Origin of the sequence: Salegentibacter chungangensis (assembly GCF_042678405.1) — a bacterium.
Lineage (GTDB): Bacteria > Bacteroidota > Bacteroidia > Flavobacteriales > Flavobacteriaceae > Salegentibacter_A > Salegentibacter_A chungangensis.
This window is the reverse complement of record NZ_JBHTLI010000001.1, coordinates 1,302,600-1,322,136: the sequence shown is the minus strand read 5'-3', so window position 1 is coordinate 1,322,136 and position 19,537 is coordinate 1,302,600. Positions and strand designations below refer to the sequence as shown.

Genomic DNA, 19,537 nt, shown 5'->3' with positions numbered 1-19,537 from the left:
AATTAATCTACGGTCAAATATAATTTAATTCTATCGATTTTATCGGAAGGAAAGTCTTTGATTTTTGACAATTCCTCAAAAGATTGGATTCTTCCGCGTAGAGATCTGTAGTCTATAATTTCACGGGCAAGTTCATAATTAAAATAAGGGATTTCAGCAAGCGCCAAAACACTGATACTGTTAATGCCGGCTTTATGCCACTCTAAATTTTCCTCTATCCGGAACCTTTGTTCAATCTTTCCCCTAAGTTCAGCATTTAGTCCCCACACATCCTTTAACTGTATCATATCCCTAAAACCGCCAATCTTATTTCGGTAATTAAGAATACGCTGCGAAAGCACCTCCCCCACCCCGTCTATCTCAATGAGCGCCTCCTCTGAAGCTGTATTTAAATCGCTTAATTCTCTAACCTCCCTCTTTTTTGAAACCGAAGGAAAAGTTTTTACTGAAGGATTCGTTTTATTAACCCACTCCGGAAATTTAAAATAGGGAGAAATCCGCAGGAGAAGAGAATCAGAAATTCCTGTTACCTTTTGAAAGTCTTCTGCAGAATTCACCCATTTATCCTGTGCCCGGTATTCGTGAAGCCTGTCGATCTCCTCTATACTCATCCCCAGGGAATAACCCTTAAAATCGGTAATGAAGTTGGGGTTAAACGGATAAATCTTCAGACTATCTTCCGAAGCCTGCATTTGCTTTATGGAGTCCAGCTTTTTTTGCAAACGTTCAGTCTCTTCCCGGTCATAAAAATGAGCATCCTTATTCCCCGAAAAGTCTGCAAAAAAGTAAATCAATTGCAGGATGATTATAATTACTACCAAAAGAAAAATCCCATTTTGTTGACTCTTACTGAAAACAAAATGGGATTTAAAAGACTTCATCTTTTTATATCATTAAGAGGCTTTGGCCTTTTCCGGTTTTTGGAAAAGCTCGCCTGCTTTCATCTTACGGAAGTATTCGCGCAGATCTTCTCTAACCTCACCAGACATTATGTAAAGACCAATAATGTTAGGGAAAGACATCGCAAGGATCATCATATCAGAGAAATTAAGTACCGCTCCTAAACTAACAGAAGCACCAATCACTACGAATATAAGGAAGAATACCTTATATAGTAATTCGGTTTTCTTACTCTTTCCGAAAAGGTAAGTCCAGGATCTCATTCCGTAGTATGACCAGGAGATCATCGTAGAGAATGCAAATAAGAATACTGCAAGTGCAAGTACATAAGGGAACCAGGAAATAACACTGGCAAAGGCATCAGAAGTCAACTGAGCTCCTCCAATCCCTTCTACCTCGTGCATTCCGGTAAAGATCAATACCAGTGCAGTTAAAGTACACACCACAACCGTATCGATAAACGGTTCAAGAAGCGCAACAAATCCTTCAGAAGGCGGATTATTGGTTTTGGCTGCCGAGTGGGCAATTGCCGCAGAACCAACCCCGGCCTCATTCGAGAACGCTGCTCTTTGGAAACCTACAATTAGAACACCTATCACCCCTCCTTTAAGCGCAGAAGGACTAAATGCTCCGTCCCAGATAGCTGTTAAAGCAGGCCCTAGGTTATCTATGTTAATGATGATCACAGTTAAGGCTCCAAGTACGTAAACCGCAGCCATAAAAGGCACCACCTTACTGGTTACTTTGGCAATGCTGCTAATTCCACCTATAATTACCACTCCTACAAGAATGGCAAGAATAAGCCCAAACCAGAACCCGTTACCTTCAAGCAATGGAAACTGACCTGACAAGATCTCAAAAGACTGGTTGGCCTGGAACATATTACCTCCTCCAAAAGAAGCACCAATACCAAGTATTGCGAAGAAAGCAGCAAGAAATTTACCAAGACTTCTCATATTTCTTTTCTCAAGACCATAACGAAGGTAGTTCATTGGTCCACCGAAGATACGTCCTTCAGAATTGATAAATCTGTATTTTACACCAAGGGTACACTCCACAAATTTGGAAGACATCCCGATAAGTCCGGCAACGATCATCCAGAGAGTAGCTCCCGCACCACCAAGGGATACCGCAACGGCTACCCCGGCAATGTTGCCAAGTCCCACTGTTGCAGAAACGGCAGTAGACAAAGCCTGAAAATGCGTAATACTTCCAGGTGCATCAGGATCATCATACTTACCTTTTGCAAGATCAAGAGAATGTTTGAATCCTCTAATATTAATGAAGCCCATTCTAACCGTAAAGAAAGCGGCTCCAAAGATTAACCAAACCACGATAAAAGGAATATCATTTGTTTGAGGGTCACCATTTGGGTGCGTAAGCACTACCGGGTCATCATATTCAATTTGGGCAAAATAATGCGCCCCTGACTCAATAAGGTCCTGAGTATTCTGATAGTCGAAAATGGTCTCACCTTCTTCAACAAGATGATCTATTTTTCCGTTAGCATCAGAATAAGCTTCAATCTCTCCTTCTTTTTCAGAAGAAATTATCGCGATAAGGTCCCCTTTATTCACGTGCTCTCCGTTACTAACTTTCCACTCCTTAAGAGTGTATACATCTTCTACCTCGGCAGTCCATCCCGGGGTACCGACATTCTTCACATCAGCATAAACCACAGGGTCGTAAATACCCATAGCAGCAAAAGGATCCCAGAAAAGAATGGCTCCCATTTTATCTACAATTGGCTGAAAGGTCCCGTTAAAATGTTCGGTGATCGCTTCAGCTTCAACAGTTTTTTCTATTGTAGCAGAATTCCCGTTGCTGTCTGTAATTACAACCGAGTAGGGAAGCCCCTCTACCAGACCTTCAGCCCTATTGGAAGTTAAAGGTGTCTCCTGGCTGGACCATTTGTAGGTGTAGGGAGGTGTACCTCCTGTTACATTTAATTCAATAAAACCATCGTTAATAATTCGCGAAGGATTTCCTGTTTTCGTTTCTACTTGCAACTCCTGTGCGTACAGGGTTACCATTGAAAACGCAAAAAACAATGAAAGTAGGTACTTTCTCATATAGAATAGCTGTTGTTTAGATTATAATAGATTTTTCAGCGAAGCAAGATGCTAAAAAAATAGGCTTTTTCAAATTATATGGAGTTAAATTGCAAAGGAATTGTTAAAATAAAGTGAAGGTTTTCATCTCAAAAAGATAAAAACAGCATTAGAGATCGAACACAGAGCTTCGTTTGGTATAAACAAGATCTTTCAGCTTTAACCAAAATGCCAGGGTAAGATAAACCACAAAGCCAATCCCCATCGTGAAGAAAGAAGCATAGATAAAAAACAACCTCACACTTCTGGCTCTCATCCCAATTTTATCGGCAAGACGAGAGGACACATAAAAACCGTGCCTTTCAAAGAAATACCTGATGTTGTAAATAAAACTCCTCATTGGCACAAATATAAAATATTTATGCGCTCCCCTGCAGGAATTTATGGCCAAGACTGCAATACAGACATCTGTTCTTATCGCAATAAGTGCTTTTAAGCTGAAGCAAGGCCTGTGTATTCAGGGCGTTTCGCGCAAGTCCGGGTCTTAGAACCTCAAATTTCTCCATAACCGAATTTTTCTCTCCTGAAATTTGTGCGATCAGCTCCAGTAACTCCTCTTCCAGGAAATCACCTTTATATTTCCCGTAGGCAAACCGCAACGGAATAATGCAGTTAATAAGCAGCAGGTCTATAAAATCCTTCGAGAGCTTCTTTTTCCTGACTTTATGCGGACGACCGAAATTATAATGAGTTTTCCAGTAATCGGTAACTTCAACATCAAATACATCCCGAATCTCTGCAATTACCCCGGAATGCATCAAGAGTTGAAACATACCTGAATTTCCTGAATACAATCCTGCAAGCTGGGCCAATCTCAAATTGGGAAAATTATCCGGCCGGAGTCTAAAGTATTTGGGCTTTATCACGTAATCATTTTGCAGGGAAAACTTATGCTTTAGATAAGCATACCGCTTTTTCAGCTCATTAAAATACAGATCCTCATTTTCCGAGTCCAGCAGGCCGGACTGCCCCAGGAATAAAGCCTCAACATCTTCAGCTTTATTCCGGCATTTCAAGAGGGTTTTAAAATTAATGCTGTTGGCCATACTTAGAAATGCATCTCCATTCACCTTTAACCCGAATGCCTTGGCCAGGAGTCTGAACAAAACAGCTTCCCAGTCATTTTCACTTTCTTTCAGCATTTCTTCAATAAGAAGGGAGCGCTCTTCAAGCCTTTCGATATACATCCTTTCCAGCCAGTTATGCACATCAAAATCACTAAACTCCCCAAAGTGGTGCTCACAGTTGATCCAGGTGAAATTACCTGTAAATAGCTGCTGAAAGTTTTTAAGTAAGCTAGGGTCTACCAGCTTCTTTAAGACAAGGCTTGGTACCGGGGTATTATCTTTTCTGAAAATCTCCACATCGTCTTCCCACACGACATGCAGGATCACATTATCATAATTCTCATCAGTCTCGTGGCCGTGAAAATACCAATCTGAAGCCTTCAGATGAATTTCTACATTTCCGGCCCACAACTGATCTCCTATCCTAAGCCTGGCGTTAAAAAAATCGGGACCGGAATCCAGGTTGTGACGGCCTGGATCGATAAATAGAATAGGGTCGCCGGCTGTGGTCTCAGCCCGGATAAAATCGAATTTCTTCAGCTTCCAGATGTGGTGTAAAAATTCCTCCCTCATTGAATAAATTTAGGGAATAAAGCCATACACCAAACACCTGCCTAATTAATTTTCAGGTAGTTTTTGGGCGACCTCATCAACCACAAGATCAACCCAGTATCTGTACATAAGTCCGCTTGGATGCAAGCCGTCCTCGGCAACTAGCCCGGAATTGGTTTCCGCTTCCCGGGAAATTGGAGTGATATTATAAAAATCGACCTCAAAATCTTCAGCTACCTCTCTGAACACAGCATTAAAGGCATTAATTTCCTCTCGGATCTTCTCCTCATTTGGTTTTCCAAAAGGAGTAACTCCGTAATCAGGTATACTAAGAGCAAAAACTCCTTCCTTTCCCCGCTTGGAATGATTTATAGCCTTATTGAAAATAGTCCTTAACTCCTCTTCGTACTGATCTATACTTTTACCCTGGTATTGGTTATTTACTCCAATCAAAATGGAGACAAGGTCAAAATCACGCTGTACATCCAATTCAGAATTTATCCCGTCCAGCAGGTTTCCGGTAGTCCATCCTGTCTTTGCTATGATCTTTGGAGGAGCTACTTTTATCCCCCTTTCATTAAGACGGTTTGAAAGCTGAACAGGCCAGCGCTGGTCTACACTTACACTCTCCCCTATGGTGTAGGAGTCTCCCAAAGCAAGATAACTGAATTTATTTTCGGAAGGTTCCGGTGCATTTGAAATCTTAGAAGTTGAGCTGCAGCCGGCCATAACCAGCAGAAATAACACAATCAGGGCTTTATAGTTGGTCATAAATCAAAATTTAAATTACCAGCCGGAACCGGTAATTTTCAGCCTAATATAGAAAAACCTTCCCGGTCTCCGGAAAGGTTTTATCTAAAAGTATTACTAAAACCTGTTTAGGCTTTTTTGTACTTCGGGTTTATAAAGAGTTCTCCATTGTGAAGTTTATGCCAGTACTCCCTCAGGTCTTCCCTTATTTCAGAAGACATAATGTACAGGCCAATAATATTAGGGAAAGACATCGCCAGGATCATCATATCTGAAAAACTCAACACTGCTCCAAGGCTGGTAGATGCTCCTACAACTACGAAAATCAGGAACAGTACTTTGTAAATAAGTTCAGACTTCTTGCTTTTCCCAAATAAATATGTCCAGGATCTCATTCCATAATAAGACCAGGAAACCATAGTTGAAAAAGCAAATAGGAACACCGCTAATGCAAGTACTGCAGGGAACCAGGAGATCACACTACCAAAGGCATCTGAAGTAAGCTCAACCCCTCCTAGGCTATCTACCTCGTGCATCCCTGTAAAAATAAGCACCAGGGCAGTCATTGTACAAACCACCATCGTATCTATAAAAGGTTCCACAAGAGAGGTGAATCCGTCAGCTATGGGATTATTGGTTTTGGAAGCACTGTGGGCAATTGCCGCTGAACCCACCCCGGCCTCACTGGAGAAGGCTGCCCTTTGCAGACCAATAATCAGTACCCCGATCAATCCGCCTTTCATCGCGCTTGCAGAAAAGGCTCCGTTAAAAATCGCAGAAAAAGCACCACCAATATTTTCGAAGTTCACGGCAATCACGGTCAAACAACCAAGAATGTAAACAATAGCCATAAACGGCACCACTTTACTGGTAACCCTGGCAATACTGTTTATCCCTCCAATAATTACTATTCCCACGAGGATAGAGAATCCAATTCCGAACCAGAAACCGTGCCCCTGCAGGAGTGGAATTTGTTCCGCAACGATCTTAAACGCCTGGTTGGACTGCAACATATTCCCACCTCCAAAAGAAGCCCCAACACCCAGTATTGCAAAGAATACTGCCAGAAACTTCCCAAGAGACCTCAGATTCCTTTTTTCAAGCCCATAGCGAAGATAATTCATCGGCCCTCCGAAAATACGGCCTTCGTTATTGATAAAACGATATTTCACACCCAGGGTACATTCAACAAATTTCAGGGACATTCCGAAGAAACCTGCTGTAAACATCCAGAAGGTGGCTCCTGCTCCACCAAGAGAGATCGCCACGGCCACCCCGGCAATATTACCAAGACCTACGGTTGCAGAAACTGCAGTTGCCATAGCCTGAAAGTGAGTAATTGTACCTGGTGCGTCGGGATCATCATACTTACCTTTGGCAAGTTCAATAGAATGCTTAAAACCTCTGATATTGATAAAGCCTAAGCGGAAGGTGAAGAATATACTCCCCAGGATCAACCAGATCACAATAAACGGAATCGTATTTTTTCTGATCTCCCCATTCGGGTGTAACAATGGCTGCGGATCATCATACCGTATTTGCGCAAGCATATGCGCATTTTGCTCTATTACATCGCTGGTAGCATTAGGATTGAAGATCACCCCGCCTTCATCTACCAGGTGAGTAAGCGTTCCGTTTACATCAGAGAACACTTCAATTTCTTCACCGGTATCGGTTTCCACAATGGCAATCTTATCGCCTTCCTTAACCGAATTGTTTTCCTCCACCAGCCAGCGCTTAAGACTGTAGGTTTTATTTGTTGTAGCATCCCAGTTTGGGATAGGGATTTCCTTCTGATCGGTATACACTACCGGATCGTAGATCCCAATAGTCGCAAACGGGTCCCAAAACAGGATGTTCCCCAGGAAATCTACTGCCGGTTGCACCCGGCTATTAAAAATCTCGGTAATTGATTCTGCAGGAATGGTGAACTCTTTTACAACCTTTTCTCCGCTGGCATCACTTACTTCAACAGAGTATTGCATCCCTTCTATGATCCCAGTTGCCTTTTGGGCATCCAGGCTTGTGTTCTTTTCACTCCATTTGTATTTATAAGGTGCCTGCCCTCCTGAGACCACAATCCGTGCAGTCCCATCGTTAATCTCCCTTGAAGGGTTTTGTAAATCCATTTTCACATTCAGATTCCCGCTTTCGGAATCTGCACTTTCCTGAGCGGAAAGCCCAACAGTAATCATTAAAAGAAAACTGGCTAACCAGTATACGTTTTTCATAATTATTTTGAATTTAGTATAGTAATTATATAAAAAAATCCTGCTTAAAGCAGGATTTTTTTCTTATTCCAAGAAACCTTGTTCCTTCATCCAGTCATCATTATAGATCTTACCTACATATCTGCTTCCGTGATCGTGGAACAAGACCACCACCACATCGTCTTTGGTAAAATGTTCTTTTAACTGAAGTAAACCTTTTGCTGCAGCACCTGCACTGTTCCCTAAGAAAAAGCCCTCTTCCCTTGCCAGACGGCGGGTATAAATGGCTGCATCCTTATCGGTCACCTTGGTGAAACCGTCAATAACACTAAAGTCCACATTCTTTGGAATTATATCTTCCCCTATCCCTTCGGTCACATAAGGATAGATCTCATTCTTATCAAATTCACCGGTTTCGTGGTATTTCTTAAAAACGGAACCATAGGTATCTATTCCCCAAACTTTTATATTCGGGTTCTTTTCTTTTAAGTATTTACCTACACCAGAGATGGTCCCGCCGGTTCCTACCCCCACTACAAAGTGAGTAACCTTTCCATCTGTCTGCTCCCAGATCTCAGGTCCAGTACTCTCATAATGAGCCTGCGTATTCGCCAGATTATCATACTGGTTCACATACCAGGAATTCGGCGTTTCCTCAGCAAGCCTTTTAGAAGTAGAATAGTAAGACCTTGGGTCTTCCGGAGCAACATCGGTAGGGCAAACCACCACTTCACTTCCCACGGCTCTAAGGATATCCATCTTTTCCTTGCTTTGCTTATCTGAAAGCACACAAATCATTTTATAGCCCTTTACGATAGCTGCAAGGGCAAGGCCCATTCCGGTATTCCCCGAGGTCCCTTCAATAATGGTCCCTCCAGGTTTTAACTTCCCTTCAGCTTCCGCTGCTTCTATCATTTTTACCGCCATCCGGTCCTTAACCGAATTCCCCGGGTTAAAGGTTTCATATTTAGCCAGTACAAGGGCATCTATTTCCTTGGTGATCTTATTCATCTTAACCAAAGGCGTATTCCCGATTGTACCGAGTATGTTTTCTGCGTATTCCATTTTATTTTTTTGAGAGTGCAAAGGTAGAAAAAGAGAACAAAATCAATAATTTGAACCCATTTTAACTTGACCCTCTTATTAAATAGTCGTTCTTATTCGAATTTAATTGCTTTTACGGGCGATATTCTGGATATGATAACAGAAGGTATCAGCAACATAAGCATACAGAGTATCAGGGTTCCGAAATTCACTGCGAGTATATAGTCCCAACTGATGTACACCGGCACCTCGGTTACATAATAAGTCCTTGGGTCCAGCGGAAAGAGCTTAAAGTACTTCTGGACAAGCAGAATGCCCAGGCCAATTAGATTCCCCCAAAACAAACCAAGAAGAATCAAATAACCGGCATTGTATAAAAATATCTTCCTGATGCTCCAGTCTGTACTGCCTAAAGCCTTAAAGATCCCTATCATTTGAGTGCGTTCAAGAATAAGCACCAATAGCGCCGTGATCATATTGATCCCGGCCACCAAAATCATTATCCCAATAATGAGTGCTATATTAAAATCGAAGAGGGAAAGCCATTCGAAAATGGAGTAATATTTCTGTTTTATGGTCTGGGTATCCAGGAAAGAGCCTGTATTCTCATAAACCTCCTGCCCTTTGGAATCCAGCTCATCAAAATCATCTACAAAAACCTCGAAGCTTCCCACCTCATCCTTTTCCCATTTATTGAGACGCTGAATATGCCGAATATCGGCCAGCATATAGAGCTCATCAAATTCCCTGAAACCGGAATCATAAATACCAGTGATCACAAATGCCCGAAGCAAAGGGCGGTCATTGTTCTCCCTTAGAAAATAAGTAGGCACCTTATCTCCAACTTCCAGCTGAAGCCGGTTTGCCAGGTATTCTGAGATCAGGACCTCATCATTAAGTTTATTATTAAAATCGGGCAAGCGACCTCTTACCAGAAAGTCCTTGAAATATCCCCAATTATAATCTGTACCGAGGCCTTTAACGATCACCCCTTCAAAATCTGAAGCGGTCCTGATAATCCCAACCTTGGTCGCAACGGCCTGCACGTGTTCTATCCCTTCAACCTTGGTGAATTCAGGGTAAAAATCCTGATCTTTTGTTACCGGTCTCAGAGAAACCTGGGAGCTGTTATTATCGTAACTGGAAATGCTGATATGCCCATTAAAAGCGGCAATCTTGTCGCGTATTTTTTGTTGCAGACCAAGACCGGTGGCAAAAGACACCAACATCATTACCACCCCTATAGCAATAGCCGCTATGGCTATTTTTATAATCGGGGCAGATATACTACTTTTATGCTTTTTAGCGCTAATCAGCCTTTTTACAACAAAAAATTCTAAATTCAAACCTGAAAATGATTAAAAACTTCTTCAAAAGTACATTTTTATTCGCTTTTATAGGGCTTATTTCCTGTGGAAACACGAACCAGGAAAAACAGCATTCCCAAAACCACCAAACACAACCCGAAGCTGTTTCGGCACAGGCTAAGAATAACATTATTCTGGCTGCAAACCGCACCGAAAAATACCTTCCTATGCTGGAAGGAAAAAAGGTGGCACTTGTTGGGAATCAAAGTTCTCTTATTGAAAAGTCACCTGACCAATATACTCACGTTGTAGATTCACTACTTTCCCGTGACGCGAATCTGGTGAAGGTCTTTGCACCCGAACACGGATTCAGGGGAAAAGCCGATGCAGGTGAACACGTGGAAGACGGAAAAGACCCAAAGACCGGGCTCCCAATCATATCCCTTTACGGAAGCAACAAAAAACCTTCAGCGGCGCAGCTTGAAGGAATTGACGTTCTGATATTCGATCTTCAGGATGTAGGAGCGCGTTTTTACACCTACATTTCTTCACTTCATTATGTAATGGAAGCCTGTGCTGAAAATGATGTAGAACTTATTGTTTTTGACCGCCCAAACCCAAACGGACATTATGTTGACGGCCCTATCCTTGATCCGGAACATCAGAGTTTTGTTGGAATGCATCCAATTCCTGTAGTACACGGATTGACAATGGGGGAATACGCCAGAATGATCAATGGTGAAAAATGGCTAAAAGACGGGATTCAGTGTGATCTTAGCGTTATAGAAATGGAAAATTACGACCATTCCAAACCATACGAGCTCCCGGTAAAACCATCCCCAAATCTCCCTAATGCAAAATCGATCAATCTTTACCCCAGCCTTTGCTTTTTTGAAGGCACCAATGTAAATGCCGGAAGAGGAACCGATAAGCAATTCCAGGTTTTCGGTTCACCATTTCTGAATAAGGATGTATTCAATTATACGTATACGCCTCAATCTAAAGACGGAGCAAAAAACCCTAAACACCTTGGTAAAACCTGCTACGGAACAGATCTTAGCGAACATGGCAGAATGGACAGCTTAAACCTGGAGTGGCTGATTAAAGCATACAACAACACTGAAGATAAAGCAGAGTTTTTTAATGGCTTCTTTACAAAACTTGCCGGCGGACCTCAGCTTCAACAGCAAATTGAAAAAGGAATGAGTCCGGAAGAAATACGGACGACCTGGAAAGACGGTCTCGAGGAATTTAACGAGATGCGAAAGCAATATCTCCTTTATAACTAAAATAAAAAAGGCTCTTTACAGAGCCTTTTTTATTTATTCAGTCTTCGCTTCATCTCTTCCACAATATTATAGGCTGCAGGACAGATGGCTGTATTCTTCAAGGTAAGATTGGATATTTTGTGAAAGTCCTTTCTGTCTGTATGCGGATATTCCCGACAAGCTTTCGGTCTAACATCATAGATAAGGCAATAATTATCAGCATCCAGAAAAGCGCAAGGCACCTCCTGCAACACATAATCCTTTTCTTCATCTACTTTAAGATATTGGTCTATGAACTGCTGCGGTTTCAGCTTTAAATGCTTACTAATTCGCTCTATATCCTTATTGGTGAAAAGGGGGCCGGTAGTTTTGCAGCAATTGGCGCAGTCCAGGCAATTGGTTCTTTCAAACTCTTCTTCGTGCATCTCCTGCATTTGCCTGTCCAGATCTTTAGGCGGTTTTTTCTTAAGCTTCGAAAAAAACTTTTTGTTTTCCTTATGCTTATCTTTGGCCCGATCGGGGAGATTATCTAAAATTTCCTGCATCTTGCAAAGATATGAATAAGCAGCACAAGGATAAAGACATTTTCGGAAAGGCCATTTCTGCCTACTATCATAAAAAAGACCCTACAGACATTATTGTTCACTCGCCAGACTTCGAAGACGATGTCATTCCCGTCCCATACCTGTTCAGGGGTTATAAGGAAATGCCCGCCCTGGAAAGACTGGCTTTAAAAAACACCAGGGGAAAGGTGCTGGACGTTGGCTGTGGGGCCGGAAGCCATTCGCTTTACCTGCAGAATGAAAAAAAACTGGAGGTTACATCCATAGATACTTCTAATGGAGCTATTGAGGTTTGCAAACTTCGCGGCCTCAAGAATGCCCAAAAAATCGATTTCTTCGATCTCAAAAACGAGAAATTCGACACTATTCTCTTACTTATGAATGGCAGCGGCATTATCGGGAAACTACGGAACCTTGATAAATTCTTTGAACACTGCAGGCAGATTCTTAAAAAGGATGGCCAGATCCTGATGGATTCTTCAGATCTGAGCTTTCTATTCGATCAGGATGAGGATGGTGGCATCTGGGTTGATGCAGCATCTTATTACGGAGAGTTAAGCTTCAGCATTAGTTATAAAGGAGAACGTTCAGATTATTTTGACTGGTTGTATATAGACTACGACTCGCTGGAACTGGCAGCATCCAAGCACGGTTTTAAGTGTGAGCTGCTTAGAAAAGGGGAACATTATGATTATTTGGCCAGGCTTCAGCCAAAAACCACTTAATTTTATATTTTTACAGGAACTTTTTCAAATCTCTATGATAAAATTCAACAAACTATTCCTTCTTCTTTCCCTGATTCTCTTCACAGTTTCCTGTACAAAAGATGAATCTTCAAGTGAAGGCGGCGGAATAAACAAATCTGCCAATTATAAAAGTCTGGGAGCTTCGGCAAACGACCTTTTAAGTGATGAGAATTTCACTTCCATAAATATCGAAGTTGTTTATGTAAATGGTTTTGCCCCGTCTCCGGAAGCTCTTGAAGGATTAAAAAGTTTCCTTCAGCAACGGGCTTATAAACCCGATGGGATAAATATTAGCCAGCGAGCGGTTTCCTCATCCAACAAAGCACCCTTCGACATCAATGAAATTGCCGATATTGAAAGAGATATCCGAACAACTTTTAATGCAGGCGATGAGATCTCGGTGTATATATATTATGCTGATGGAAGTAATGAGGAAGATGATGAAATAGTTGTTTTAGGTTCTGCTTACTTCAATACTTCTATCGTAATGTATGGGAAAACCATCAATGAAACTGCCGCACAGAAAGATATTCAGAAAAGTGTTATTGAGACCGCCGTGCTGAGACACGAATTCGGGCACCTTTTTGGTTTGGTGAACTTGGGAACCCCGGCACAGTCAGATCACATAGACCCTTTTGTTGACAGCAATGGAAATGTTCAGGAAGGCGGGCATTGTACCGTTAAAGACTGCCTGATGCAAGACCAGCTTGAATTTGGGGATGGAGTGGTAGATTTTATTGATAACGGCAACATCCCTGTTCTTGACGACCAGTGTATTACTGATCTTCAGGCGAACGGTGGTAAATAAGTTAAGCATATAAAAAGGGCTGTTTTATCGATAAAACAGCCCTTTTTATTTTTTCTTTAGTCAAAGGTTAATTAGCCACTTCACTAATGAATTTTATTCGGTAAAGGCGAAGTTCTTCATCGTCATATTCTCCGTCAAACTCTTCCATAGCTTCATCGATCTTATCGGTTTCAGCTTCCAGGAAATACTCGTGGATCTCTTCCTGCTGGTCTTCATCAAGAATATCTTCCAGCCAGTAATCAATATTAAGTTTGGTACCGCTATATACAATAGCCTCCATCTCCTTGATAAATTCCGGCATCTCCATTCCCTTGGCCGCCGCAATATCATCTAAGGGTAGTTTACGGTCCACACTTTGGATAATATAGAGCTTCAAGGCGCTATTAGCACCCGTAGATTTAACTACAAGGTCGTCTGGCCTCACAATATCATTATCTTCTACATACTTTTCTATTAAAGCAATGAACTCTTTCCCGTACTTTTTTGCCTTCCCTTCTCCTACCCCATAAATATTGCTCATTTCATCCATCGTGATAGGATATTTAAGAGCCATATCTTCAATCGAAGGGTCCTGGAATACCACGAAAGGAGGAACCTCACGTTTTTGAGCTACTTTTTTACGCAACTCTTTCAGCATTTTCACCAGTGTTTTGTCCACTCCCCCGCCAGAGGATTGTGATGCCGCCGGCACAGCCTCGGTAGTACTGTCAAAAATATGATCTTCGGTCATCATAAAAGAGACCGGATTCTTTAGGAACTCTTCTCCCTTGGGAGTAAGTTTTAAGACACCATAAGTTTCGATATCCTTTTTTAGGTATCCGGCCACCAGGACCTGTCTTATTAGTGCCATCCAGTATTTCCCGTCTTTATCTTTCCCTTTCCCGAACAAAGGATGTTCATCGGTTTTATGTGATAAAATCACCGCATTAGATTTACCAATAAGGGTCTTTACAATTTCCTTAGATTTATAAAGTTGTTTTGTTTCTTTAACGGCTTTCAATACCAGTTCAGCATCTTCCTTTGCTTCGTGCTGTTTTTTGGGATTTTGAACATTATCATCCATAGAAGCCCCTTCCCCAGTCTTTTCATCAAATTTCTCCCCGAAATAATGAAGAATAAACTTTCGGCGAGAGATGGAAGTTTCGGCATAAGCCACTACTTCCTGTAGGAGGGCGTGCCCTATCTCCTGTTCAGCCACGGGCTTGCCGCTCATAAACTTCTCGAGCTTTTCAATGTCTTTATAGGAATAAAAGGCAAGGCAATGGCCTTCCCCGCCATCTCTGCCCGCTCTTCCGGTTTCCTGATAATAACTCTCTATACTCTTAGGAATATCATGATGTATCACAAAACGAACATCAGGTTTATCGATCCCCATTCCGAAGGCAATAGTGGCAACCACAACATCTATCTCCTCCATAAGGAACTGGTCCTGATGCTTGGATCTGGTCTTAGCATCAAGCCCGGCGTGATAAGGCACCGCGTTGATCCCGTTCACCTGAAGGGTTTGCGCCAGCTCTTCCACCTTCTTTCGGCTTAGACAATAGATTATCCCGGATTTCCCCTGGTTCTGCTTCACAAACCGAATGATATCGGCATCAACATTTTTGGTCTTAGGCCTTACTTCATAGTAAAGATTCGGCCTGTTAAAACTTGCTTTGAATGTTTTCGCGTCGGGAATGCCAAGATTCTTCAGGATATCCTCCTGAACCTTGGGAGTCGCTGTTGCCGTTAGTGCGATAATAGGAATATCGTCACCAATCCTTTTTATGATCGACCTCAGGTTACGGTACTCCGGTCTGAAATCGTGTCCCCACTCACTAATACAATGAGCTTCATCTATGGCCAGAAAAGAAATGGTTTGCTTCTTTAAAAACTCCACATGATCTTCCTTGGTCAGGGATTCCGGCGCCACGTAAAGAAGTTTGGTAACTCCGTTGGCAATGTCTTCCTTAACCTGACGCACTTCGGTCTTATTCAGAGAAGAGTTAAGTACATGGGCCACGCCATGTTCTGAAGAAATCCCTCTAATGGCATCTACCTGGTTTTTCATTAAAGCGATAAGGGGCGATACCACAATTGCTGTTCCATCGGCTATTAAAGCTGGGAGTTGGTAACATAGGGATTTCCCTCCTCCTGTAGGCATTACCACAAACGTATTATGCTTATTCACAATACTGGTAATCACCTCTTCCTGAAGCCCTTTAAACTGACTAAATCCAAAGTACTTCTTAAGCTGTTGGTGTAAATCAATTTCCGTCAAACTCATTCAATTGTGTTACAATTTTACATACATTTGCATAACTAAAGATACGTTTTTCTTTAGTTCTTACAATTCATAATTTTATCAAATTTGAAACTTCACGAAAAAATTCTTAACGCTGCAAAAGAAACAATTTCTACCGAAGCCAAAGCGATTGCAAATTTAGAAAATCTTCTTGATAATGAGTTTGTTGAAGCCATAGAAAGCATCTACAAATCTAAAGGGCGGGTAATCGTTACCGGAATTGGAAAAAGTGCAGTAATAGCAACCAAAATTGTTGCTACACTGAACTCTACCGGAACTCCGGCTATTTTTATGCACGCAGCCGATGCTATTCACGGCGACCTTGGAATTATTCAGCAAGATGATATCGTGATCTGTATTTCAAAAAGCGGGAACAGTCCTGAGATCAAAGTGCTTGTCCCGTTCATAAAAAACTTCAGGAATACCCTTATCGCCATAACGGCCAATAAAGAGTCTTTCCTGGGAAAAGAAGCCGATTTTGTGCTGAATTCCTATGTTGAAAAAGAAGCCTGTCCAAATAACCTGGCTCCAACCACCAGCACTACAGCCCAAATGGTTATTGGAGATGCCGTGGCAGTTTGCCTCTTGGAACTGAAAGGATTTTCAAGTAAAGATTTTGCCAAGTACCACCCGGGAGGATCTTTAGGGAAGAAATTATATTTGAGAGTAAGCGATATCACTTCTCAAAACCAAAAACCCAGAGTAAGTCCAGACACGGGAATTACAGATGCCATTATCGAGATTTCTGAAAAAATGCTGGGGGTTGCAGCGGTAATTGAAGATGATAAGATCATAGGGATCATTACCGATGGAGATATAAGAAGAATGCTTAAGAACAACTCTGACTTTAAAGACCTTAAAGCTAAAGATATTATGAGCAAGATCCCGAAGACCATAGATGAAGATGCTCTGGCTGTTGATGCTTTGGAAATGCTTGAAGAGCATAAGATCTCACAGTTATTATCGGTTGATGAAAATAATAAATATGCCGGGGTTGTTCATATTCATAATTTAATTCGAGAAGGGATTTTATGACAAAAAAGATAGCTCCGCCACCACAACCTCAGGAAGACGAGATGTCTTTTCTGGATCATCTGGAAGAACTTAGATGGCACTTGATAAGGGCCACCCTTTCTGTGGTGATTGCCGCATCTGTTGCCTTTCTGGCTAAAGGCTTCATTTTTGATGTTCTGCTTTTTGGTCCCAGTCGTGGTAACTTCTTCTCGTATGATGTCCTGTGCCGGTTATCTACTATGGTTGGGATAGATGGCGGATTTTGCTTTGATGAAATGCCTTTTAGCATCCAGAGTAGAACAATGGGCGGCCAGTTTTCAGCACATATCTGGACCTCTATCACTGCAGGTTTTATCATTGCGTTTCCTTACGTGATTTATGAATTCTGGAAGTTCGTGGCCCCGGCAATGCGGGATACGGAACGCAGGTACGCCAAAGGATTTATTTTTGTAACCTCCCTTTTATTTTTCCTGGGAGTATTATTCGGATATTATGTGGTAACCCCCTTATCCATCAATTTCCTTGGAAAATACCAGGTAAGCGAATCGGTTATCAATCAGTTTGATATTGGAAGTTATATAAGCCTCGTAAGAGCTTCGGTGATAGCAACCGGGCTCATCTTTGAGCTCCCAATAGTTATTTACTTCCTTACGAAAGTAGGGGTTGTGACACCCGATTTCCTCAAAAAATACAGGAAATTCGCACTGGTAATCGTCCTGATTATCTCTGCTATTATTACACCTCCTGATATTGTAAGTCAGATAATAGTCGCCGTTCCTGTTTTGATACTATATGAAGTGAGCATCTATATCTCAAAATTTATTTATAAAAGAGAAATTAAAACAAAAAAATAAGCTATGATCAATAAAGTTGACGAATTCAATTCCTACCGTCAGCAGATGAATGACAAGATCCTTGGAGAGAACAACAAGGTTTTAAAAAGGATCTTTAATCTGGACACCAATGCATTCACTGAAGGCGCTTTAGACAAAAAAACCAAGGAACTACTGGGCCTTGTAGCCTCAGTTGTCCTGCGTTGTGACGACTGTGTTAAATATCACCTGGAATCCAGCTATAAGCAGGGCGTAAACAGAGACGAGGTAATGGAAACCTTAAGTATAGGAACGCTTATTGGAGGAACCATAGTGATCCCGCACCTTAGGAGAGCTTACGAATACTGGGAAGCCCTTGAGGAAGCCAAAGGAGAGTAAAATTCCGTTACGGTATAATTAATGCTATCTTTATTCAAAATTAAGGAATGAAATTACGCGCCGAAAATTTAGTTAAATCATATAAAGGAAGAGAAGTTGTAAAAGGAATTTCCCTTGAGGTCAATCAGGGTGAAATTGTAGGTCTTTTAGGTCCGAACGGCGCCGGGAAGACCACTTCCTTCTATATGATCGTTGGACTCATCAAGCCAAATAAAGGTAATATCATTCTGGATAAAGTGAATATCACCAAGTACCCGATGTATAAAAGAGCGCAAAACGGGATAGGTTATCTCGCTCAGGAAGCTTCGGTTTTCAGGAAGCTGAGCATTGAAGACAATATTATGAGCGTGCTGGAGCTGACCAAGCTCTCCAAAAAGGAACGACATTTAAAAATGGAGTCCCTGATCGAGGAATTTGGATTAGGGCATATCCGTAAAAACAGAGGTGACCTTCTTAGTGGTGGGGAACGCCGAAGAACAGAGATCGCGAGAGCCCTGGCTACAGATCCCAATTTCATTCTTCTGGATGAACCATTCGCCGGGGTAGACCCGGTAGCCGTTGAAGATATTCAGAGAATCGTGGCCCAGCTGAAAAACAAAAATATCGGGATCCTTATCACCGACCACAACGTGCAGGAAACCCTGGCTATTACAGACAGAACTTACCTGATGTTTGAAGGTAGCATTCTAAAACACGGAATTCCGGAGGAACTTGCCGAAGATGAAATGGTAAGAAAAGTTTACCTGGGACAGAATTTCGAATTAAGGAAGAAGAAGTTATTCCAGTAACCTAAACTTTCGTCCCTCCTGTTAGTAAGGAAAGGATCACATAGCTTATAATGATCACCGGCACTGCTATAAACTGAAGCAGCAGGATCATCACTACACAAAAGATCAAAAAGAAATACCTGAGCTTATTGTTCTTAAAAGACCAGTCCGAAAACTTCAGAGCAAACAAGCCAATTTCGGCATTTAAAATATAACAGCTGAAAAGGGTAAGGGCAATCAAAAACCATTCGTTCAGAATTAGAGAAGAAACCAACTCCCCTGGCTGGAAGGTCAGAATTAAAGGAAGGCTTAAGATCAATAATGCATTTGCCGGTGTTGGCAGCCCAATAAAAGAATCGGTTTGTCTTTCGTCCACATTAAACTTTGCCAGCCTGTAAGCCGAAGCAAGACTTATTAAAAGCCCAAAAAGCGCAAAATTGTTCAGGTTCCAGCCTAAGACTTCAGTGGCCATATCCCAGTCTGTATTCACTTCCTTCAGGTTCTGCGGAATGGCATTCTTCAACATCTGGAACATTACAATGCCTGGCACCACTCCACTGGTAACCACATCGGCAAGAGAATCCAGTTGCAGGCCAACCTCGCTTTTCACATCAAGAGCCCTTGCTGCAAGCCCATCAAAAAAGTCGAAAAATATCCCGGCCGCCACAAAAACAGCTGCCATTACAAGATTGCCCTGTACCGCGAAGATCACGGCAATGCAACCGCTAAAAAGATTTAAGAGCGTTATAAAATTCGGAATATGCTTTTTGATAGTCATTGGCTAGTTTTTCGTAAATGTAATAAAATAGGATTTCATCAGTGATACTACTATAATAGCATTAAGAAATATTTGCGCATTTTTAAGAATTGCAGGAATTTATAAGATTGATAAACCAGTTACATTTCAGTTTCCTATTTTTGAAGAGAATATCCTA

Annotated in this window: 18 protein-coding genes; 7 read left to right on the top strand and 11 right to left on the bottom strand. The window is 41.8% G+C overall.

What is annotated here, in order from left to right:
• Positions 1-2: 2 nt before the first annotated feature.
• The 8 genes from ACFQ3Q_RS05920 to ACFQ3Q_RS05885 form a co-directional block, all read right to left on the bottom strand.
• Complete coding sequence (locus ACFQ3Q_RS05920) at positions 3-821, bottom strand: ComEA family DNA-binding protein (RefSeq protein WP_380743889.1); 819 nt, start codon at positions 819-821, stop codon at positions 3-5.
• A gap of 72 nt (positions 822-893) precedes the next feature.
• On the bottom strand, positions 894-2,972 hold the full coding sequence (locus tag ACFQ3Q_RS05915; RefSeq protein WP_380743888.1) for an amino acid carrier protein: 2,079 nt from the start codon (positions 2,970-2,972) through the stop codon (positions 894-896).
• 148 nt (positions 2,973-3,120) lie between these two features.
• Entirely contained in the window at positions 3,121-3,351 is a 231-nt protein-coding gene (locus ACFQ3Q_RS05910; protein WP_380743886.1) for a PspC domain-containing protein, read from the bottom strand.
• A gap of 19 nt (positions 3,352-3,370) precedes the next feature.
• Positions 3,371-4,651, bottom strand: a complete 1,281-nt coding sequence (locus tag ACFQ3Q_RS05905; RefSeq protein WP_380743884.1) for a DUF2851 family protein — start codon at positions 4,649-4,651, stop codon at positions 3,371-3,373.
• Between the two features lie 45 nt (positions 4,652-4,696).
• Positions 4,697-5,401 carry an SGNH/GDSL hydrolase family protein gene (locus ACFQ3Q_RS05900; RefSeq protein WP_380743882.1) on the bottom strand — a complete coding sequence of 235 codons (705 nt, stop codon included), beginning with the start codon at positions 5,399-5,401 and terminating at the stop codon, positions 4,697-4,699.
• Positions 5,402-5,508: 107 nt separating this feature from the next.
• The gene (locus ACFQ3Q_RS05895) at positions 5,509-7,611 is read right to left on the bottom strand and encodes an amino acid carrier protein (protein ID WP_380743881.1); all 2,103 of its coding nucleotides are present in this window, start codon (positions 7,609-7,611) and stop codon (positions 5,509-5,511) included.
• Positions 7,612-7,674: 63 nt separating this feature from the next.
• Positions 7,675-8,655 carry a PLP-dependent cysteine synthase family protein gene (locus tag ACFQ3Q_RS05890; RefSeq protein ID WP_380743879.1) on the bottom strand — a complete coding sequence of 327 codons (981 nt, stop codon included), beginning with the start codon at positions 8,653-8,655 and terminating at the stop codon, positions 7,675-7,677.
• Positions 8,656-8,747: 92 nt separating this feature from the next.
• Positions 8,748-9,980 carry an ABC transporter permease gene (locus tag ACFQ3Q_RS05885; RefSeq protein ID WP_380743877.1) on the bottom strand — a complete coding sequence of 411 codons (1,233 nt, stop codon included), beginning with the start codon at positions 9,978-9,980 and terminating at the stop codon, positions 8,748-8,750.
• A gap of 8 nt (positions 9,981-9,988) precedes the next feature.
• On the opposite strand from ACFQ3Q_RS05885, the gene ACFQ3Q_RS05880 reads away from it, so the two are divergent.
• Positions 9,989-11,230: an exo-beta-N-acetylmuramidase NamZ family protein gene (locus ACFQ3Q_RS05880; protein WP_380743875.1), complete on the top strand. Its 1,242-nt coding sequence runs from the start codon at positions 9,989-9,991 to the stop codon at positions 11,228-11,230.
• A 29-nt stretch (positions 11,231-11,259) separates the two neighbouring features.
• Here ACFQ3Q_RS05880 and ACFQ3Q_RS05875 read toward each other — a convergent pair whose 3' ends face one another.
• Positions 11,260-11,754, bottom strand: coding sequence for a YkgJ family cysteine cluster protein (locus ACFQ3Q_RS05875; protein WP_380743873.1), 495 nt, complete (start codon positions 11,752-11,754; stop codon positions 11,260-11,262).
• A gap of 11 nt (positions 11,755-11,765) precedes the next feature.
• Between ACFQ3Q_RS05875 and ACFQ3Q_RS05870 the strand changes: the two genes are divergently transcribed.
• The gene (locus ACFQ3Q_RS05870; protein WP_380743872.1) at positions 11,766-12,497 is read left to right on the top strand and encodes a class I SAM-dependent methyltransferase; all 732 of its coding nucleotides are present in this window, start codon (positions 11,766-11,768) and stop codon (positions 12,495-12,497) included.
• 34 nt (positions 12,498-12,531) lie between these two features.
• Positions 12,532-13,326 carry a hypothetical protein gene (locus ACFQ3Q_RS05865; protein ID WP_380743870.1) on the top strand — a complete coding sequence of 265 codons (795 nt, stop codon included), beginning with the start codon at positions 12,532-12,534 and terminating at the stop codon, positions 13,324-13,326.
• A 67-nt stretch (positions 13,327-13,393) separates the two neighbouring features.
• Here the strand turns inward: ACFQ3Q_RS05865 and recQ are convergent, their stop codons facing one another.
• The gene (gene recQ / locus ACFQ3Q_RS05860) at positions 13,394-15,592 is read right to left on the bottom strand and encodes a DNA helicase RecQ (protein ID WP_380743868.1); all 2,199 of its coding nucleotides are present in this window, start codon (positions 15,590-15,592) and stop codon (positions 13,394-13,396) included.
• An 84-nt stretch (positions 15,593-15,676) separates the two neighbouring features.
• On the opposite strand from recQ, the gene ACFQ3Q_RS05855 reads away from it, so the two are divergent.
• Genes ACFQ3Q_RS05855 through lptB form a run of 4 tightly spaced genes read left to right on the top strand, consistent with a single transcriptional unit; the run spans position 15,677 to position 18,623 of the window.
• Entirely contained in the window at positions 15,677-16,645 is a 969-nt protein-coding gene (locus ACFQ3Q_RS05855) for a KpsF/GutQ family sugar-phosphate isomerase (RefSeq protein WP_380743867.1), read from the top strand.
• A complete protein-coding gene (tatC, locus tag ACFQ3Q_RS05850; RefSeq protein ID WP_380743865.1) occupies positions 16,642-17,478 on the top strand; it encodes a twin-arginine translocase subunit TatC in 837 nt (278 codons plus the stop codon). Before ACFQ3Q_RS05855 ends, tatC begins: the two co-directional genes overlap by 4 nt.
• Positions 17,479-17,481: 3 nt before the next feature.
• Positions 17,482-17,835, top strand: a complete 354-nt coding sequence (locus ACFQ3Q_RS05845) for a carboxymuconolactone decarboxylase family protein (protein WP_380743863.1) — start codon at positions 17,482-17,484, stop codon at positions 17,833-17,835.
• Positions 17,836-17,882: 47 nt separating this feature from the next.
• Positions 17,883-18,623 (top strand): LPS export ABC transporter ATP-binding protein, encoded by a 741-nt coding sequence (gene lptB, locus ACFQ3Q_RS05840; RefSeq protein WP_380743861.1) that lies wholly within the window; start codon positions 17,883-17,885, stop codon positions 18,621-18,623.
• A gap of 1 nt (position 18,624) precedes the next feature.
• Here the strand turns inward: lptB and ACFQ3Q_RS05835 are convergent, their stop codons facing one another.
• A complete protein-coding gene (locus ACFQ3Q_RS05835) occupies positions 18,625-19,380 on the bottom strand; it encodes a CDP-alcohol phosphatidyltransferase family protein (protein WP_380743860.1) in 756 nt (251 codons plus the stop codon).
• Positions 19,381-19,537: the final 157 nt, after the last annotated feature.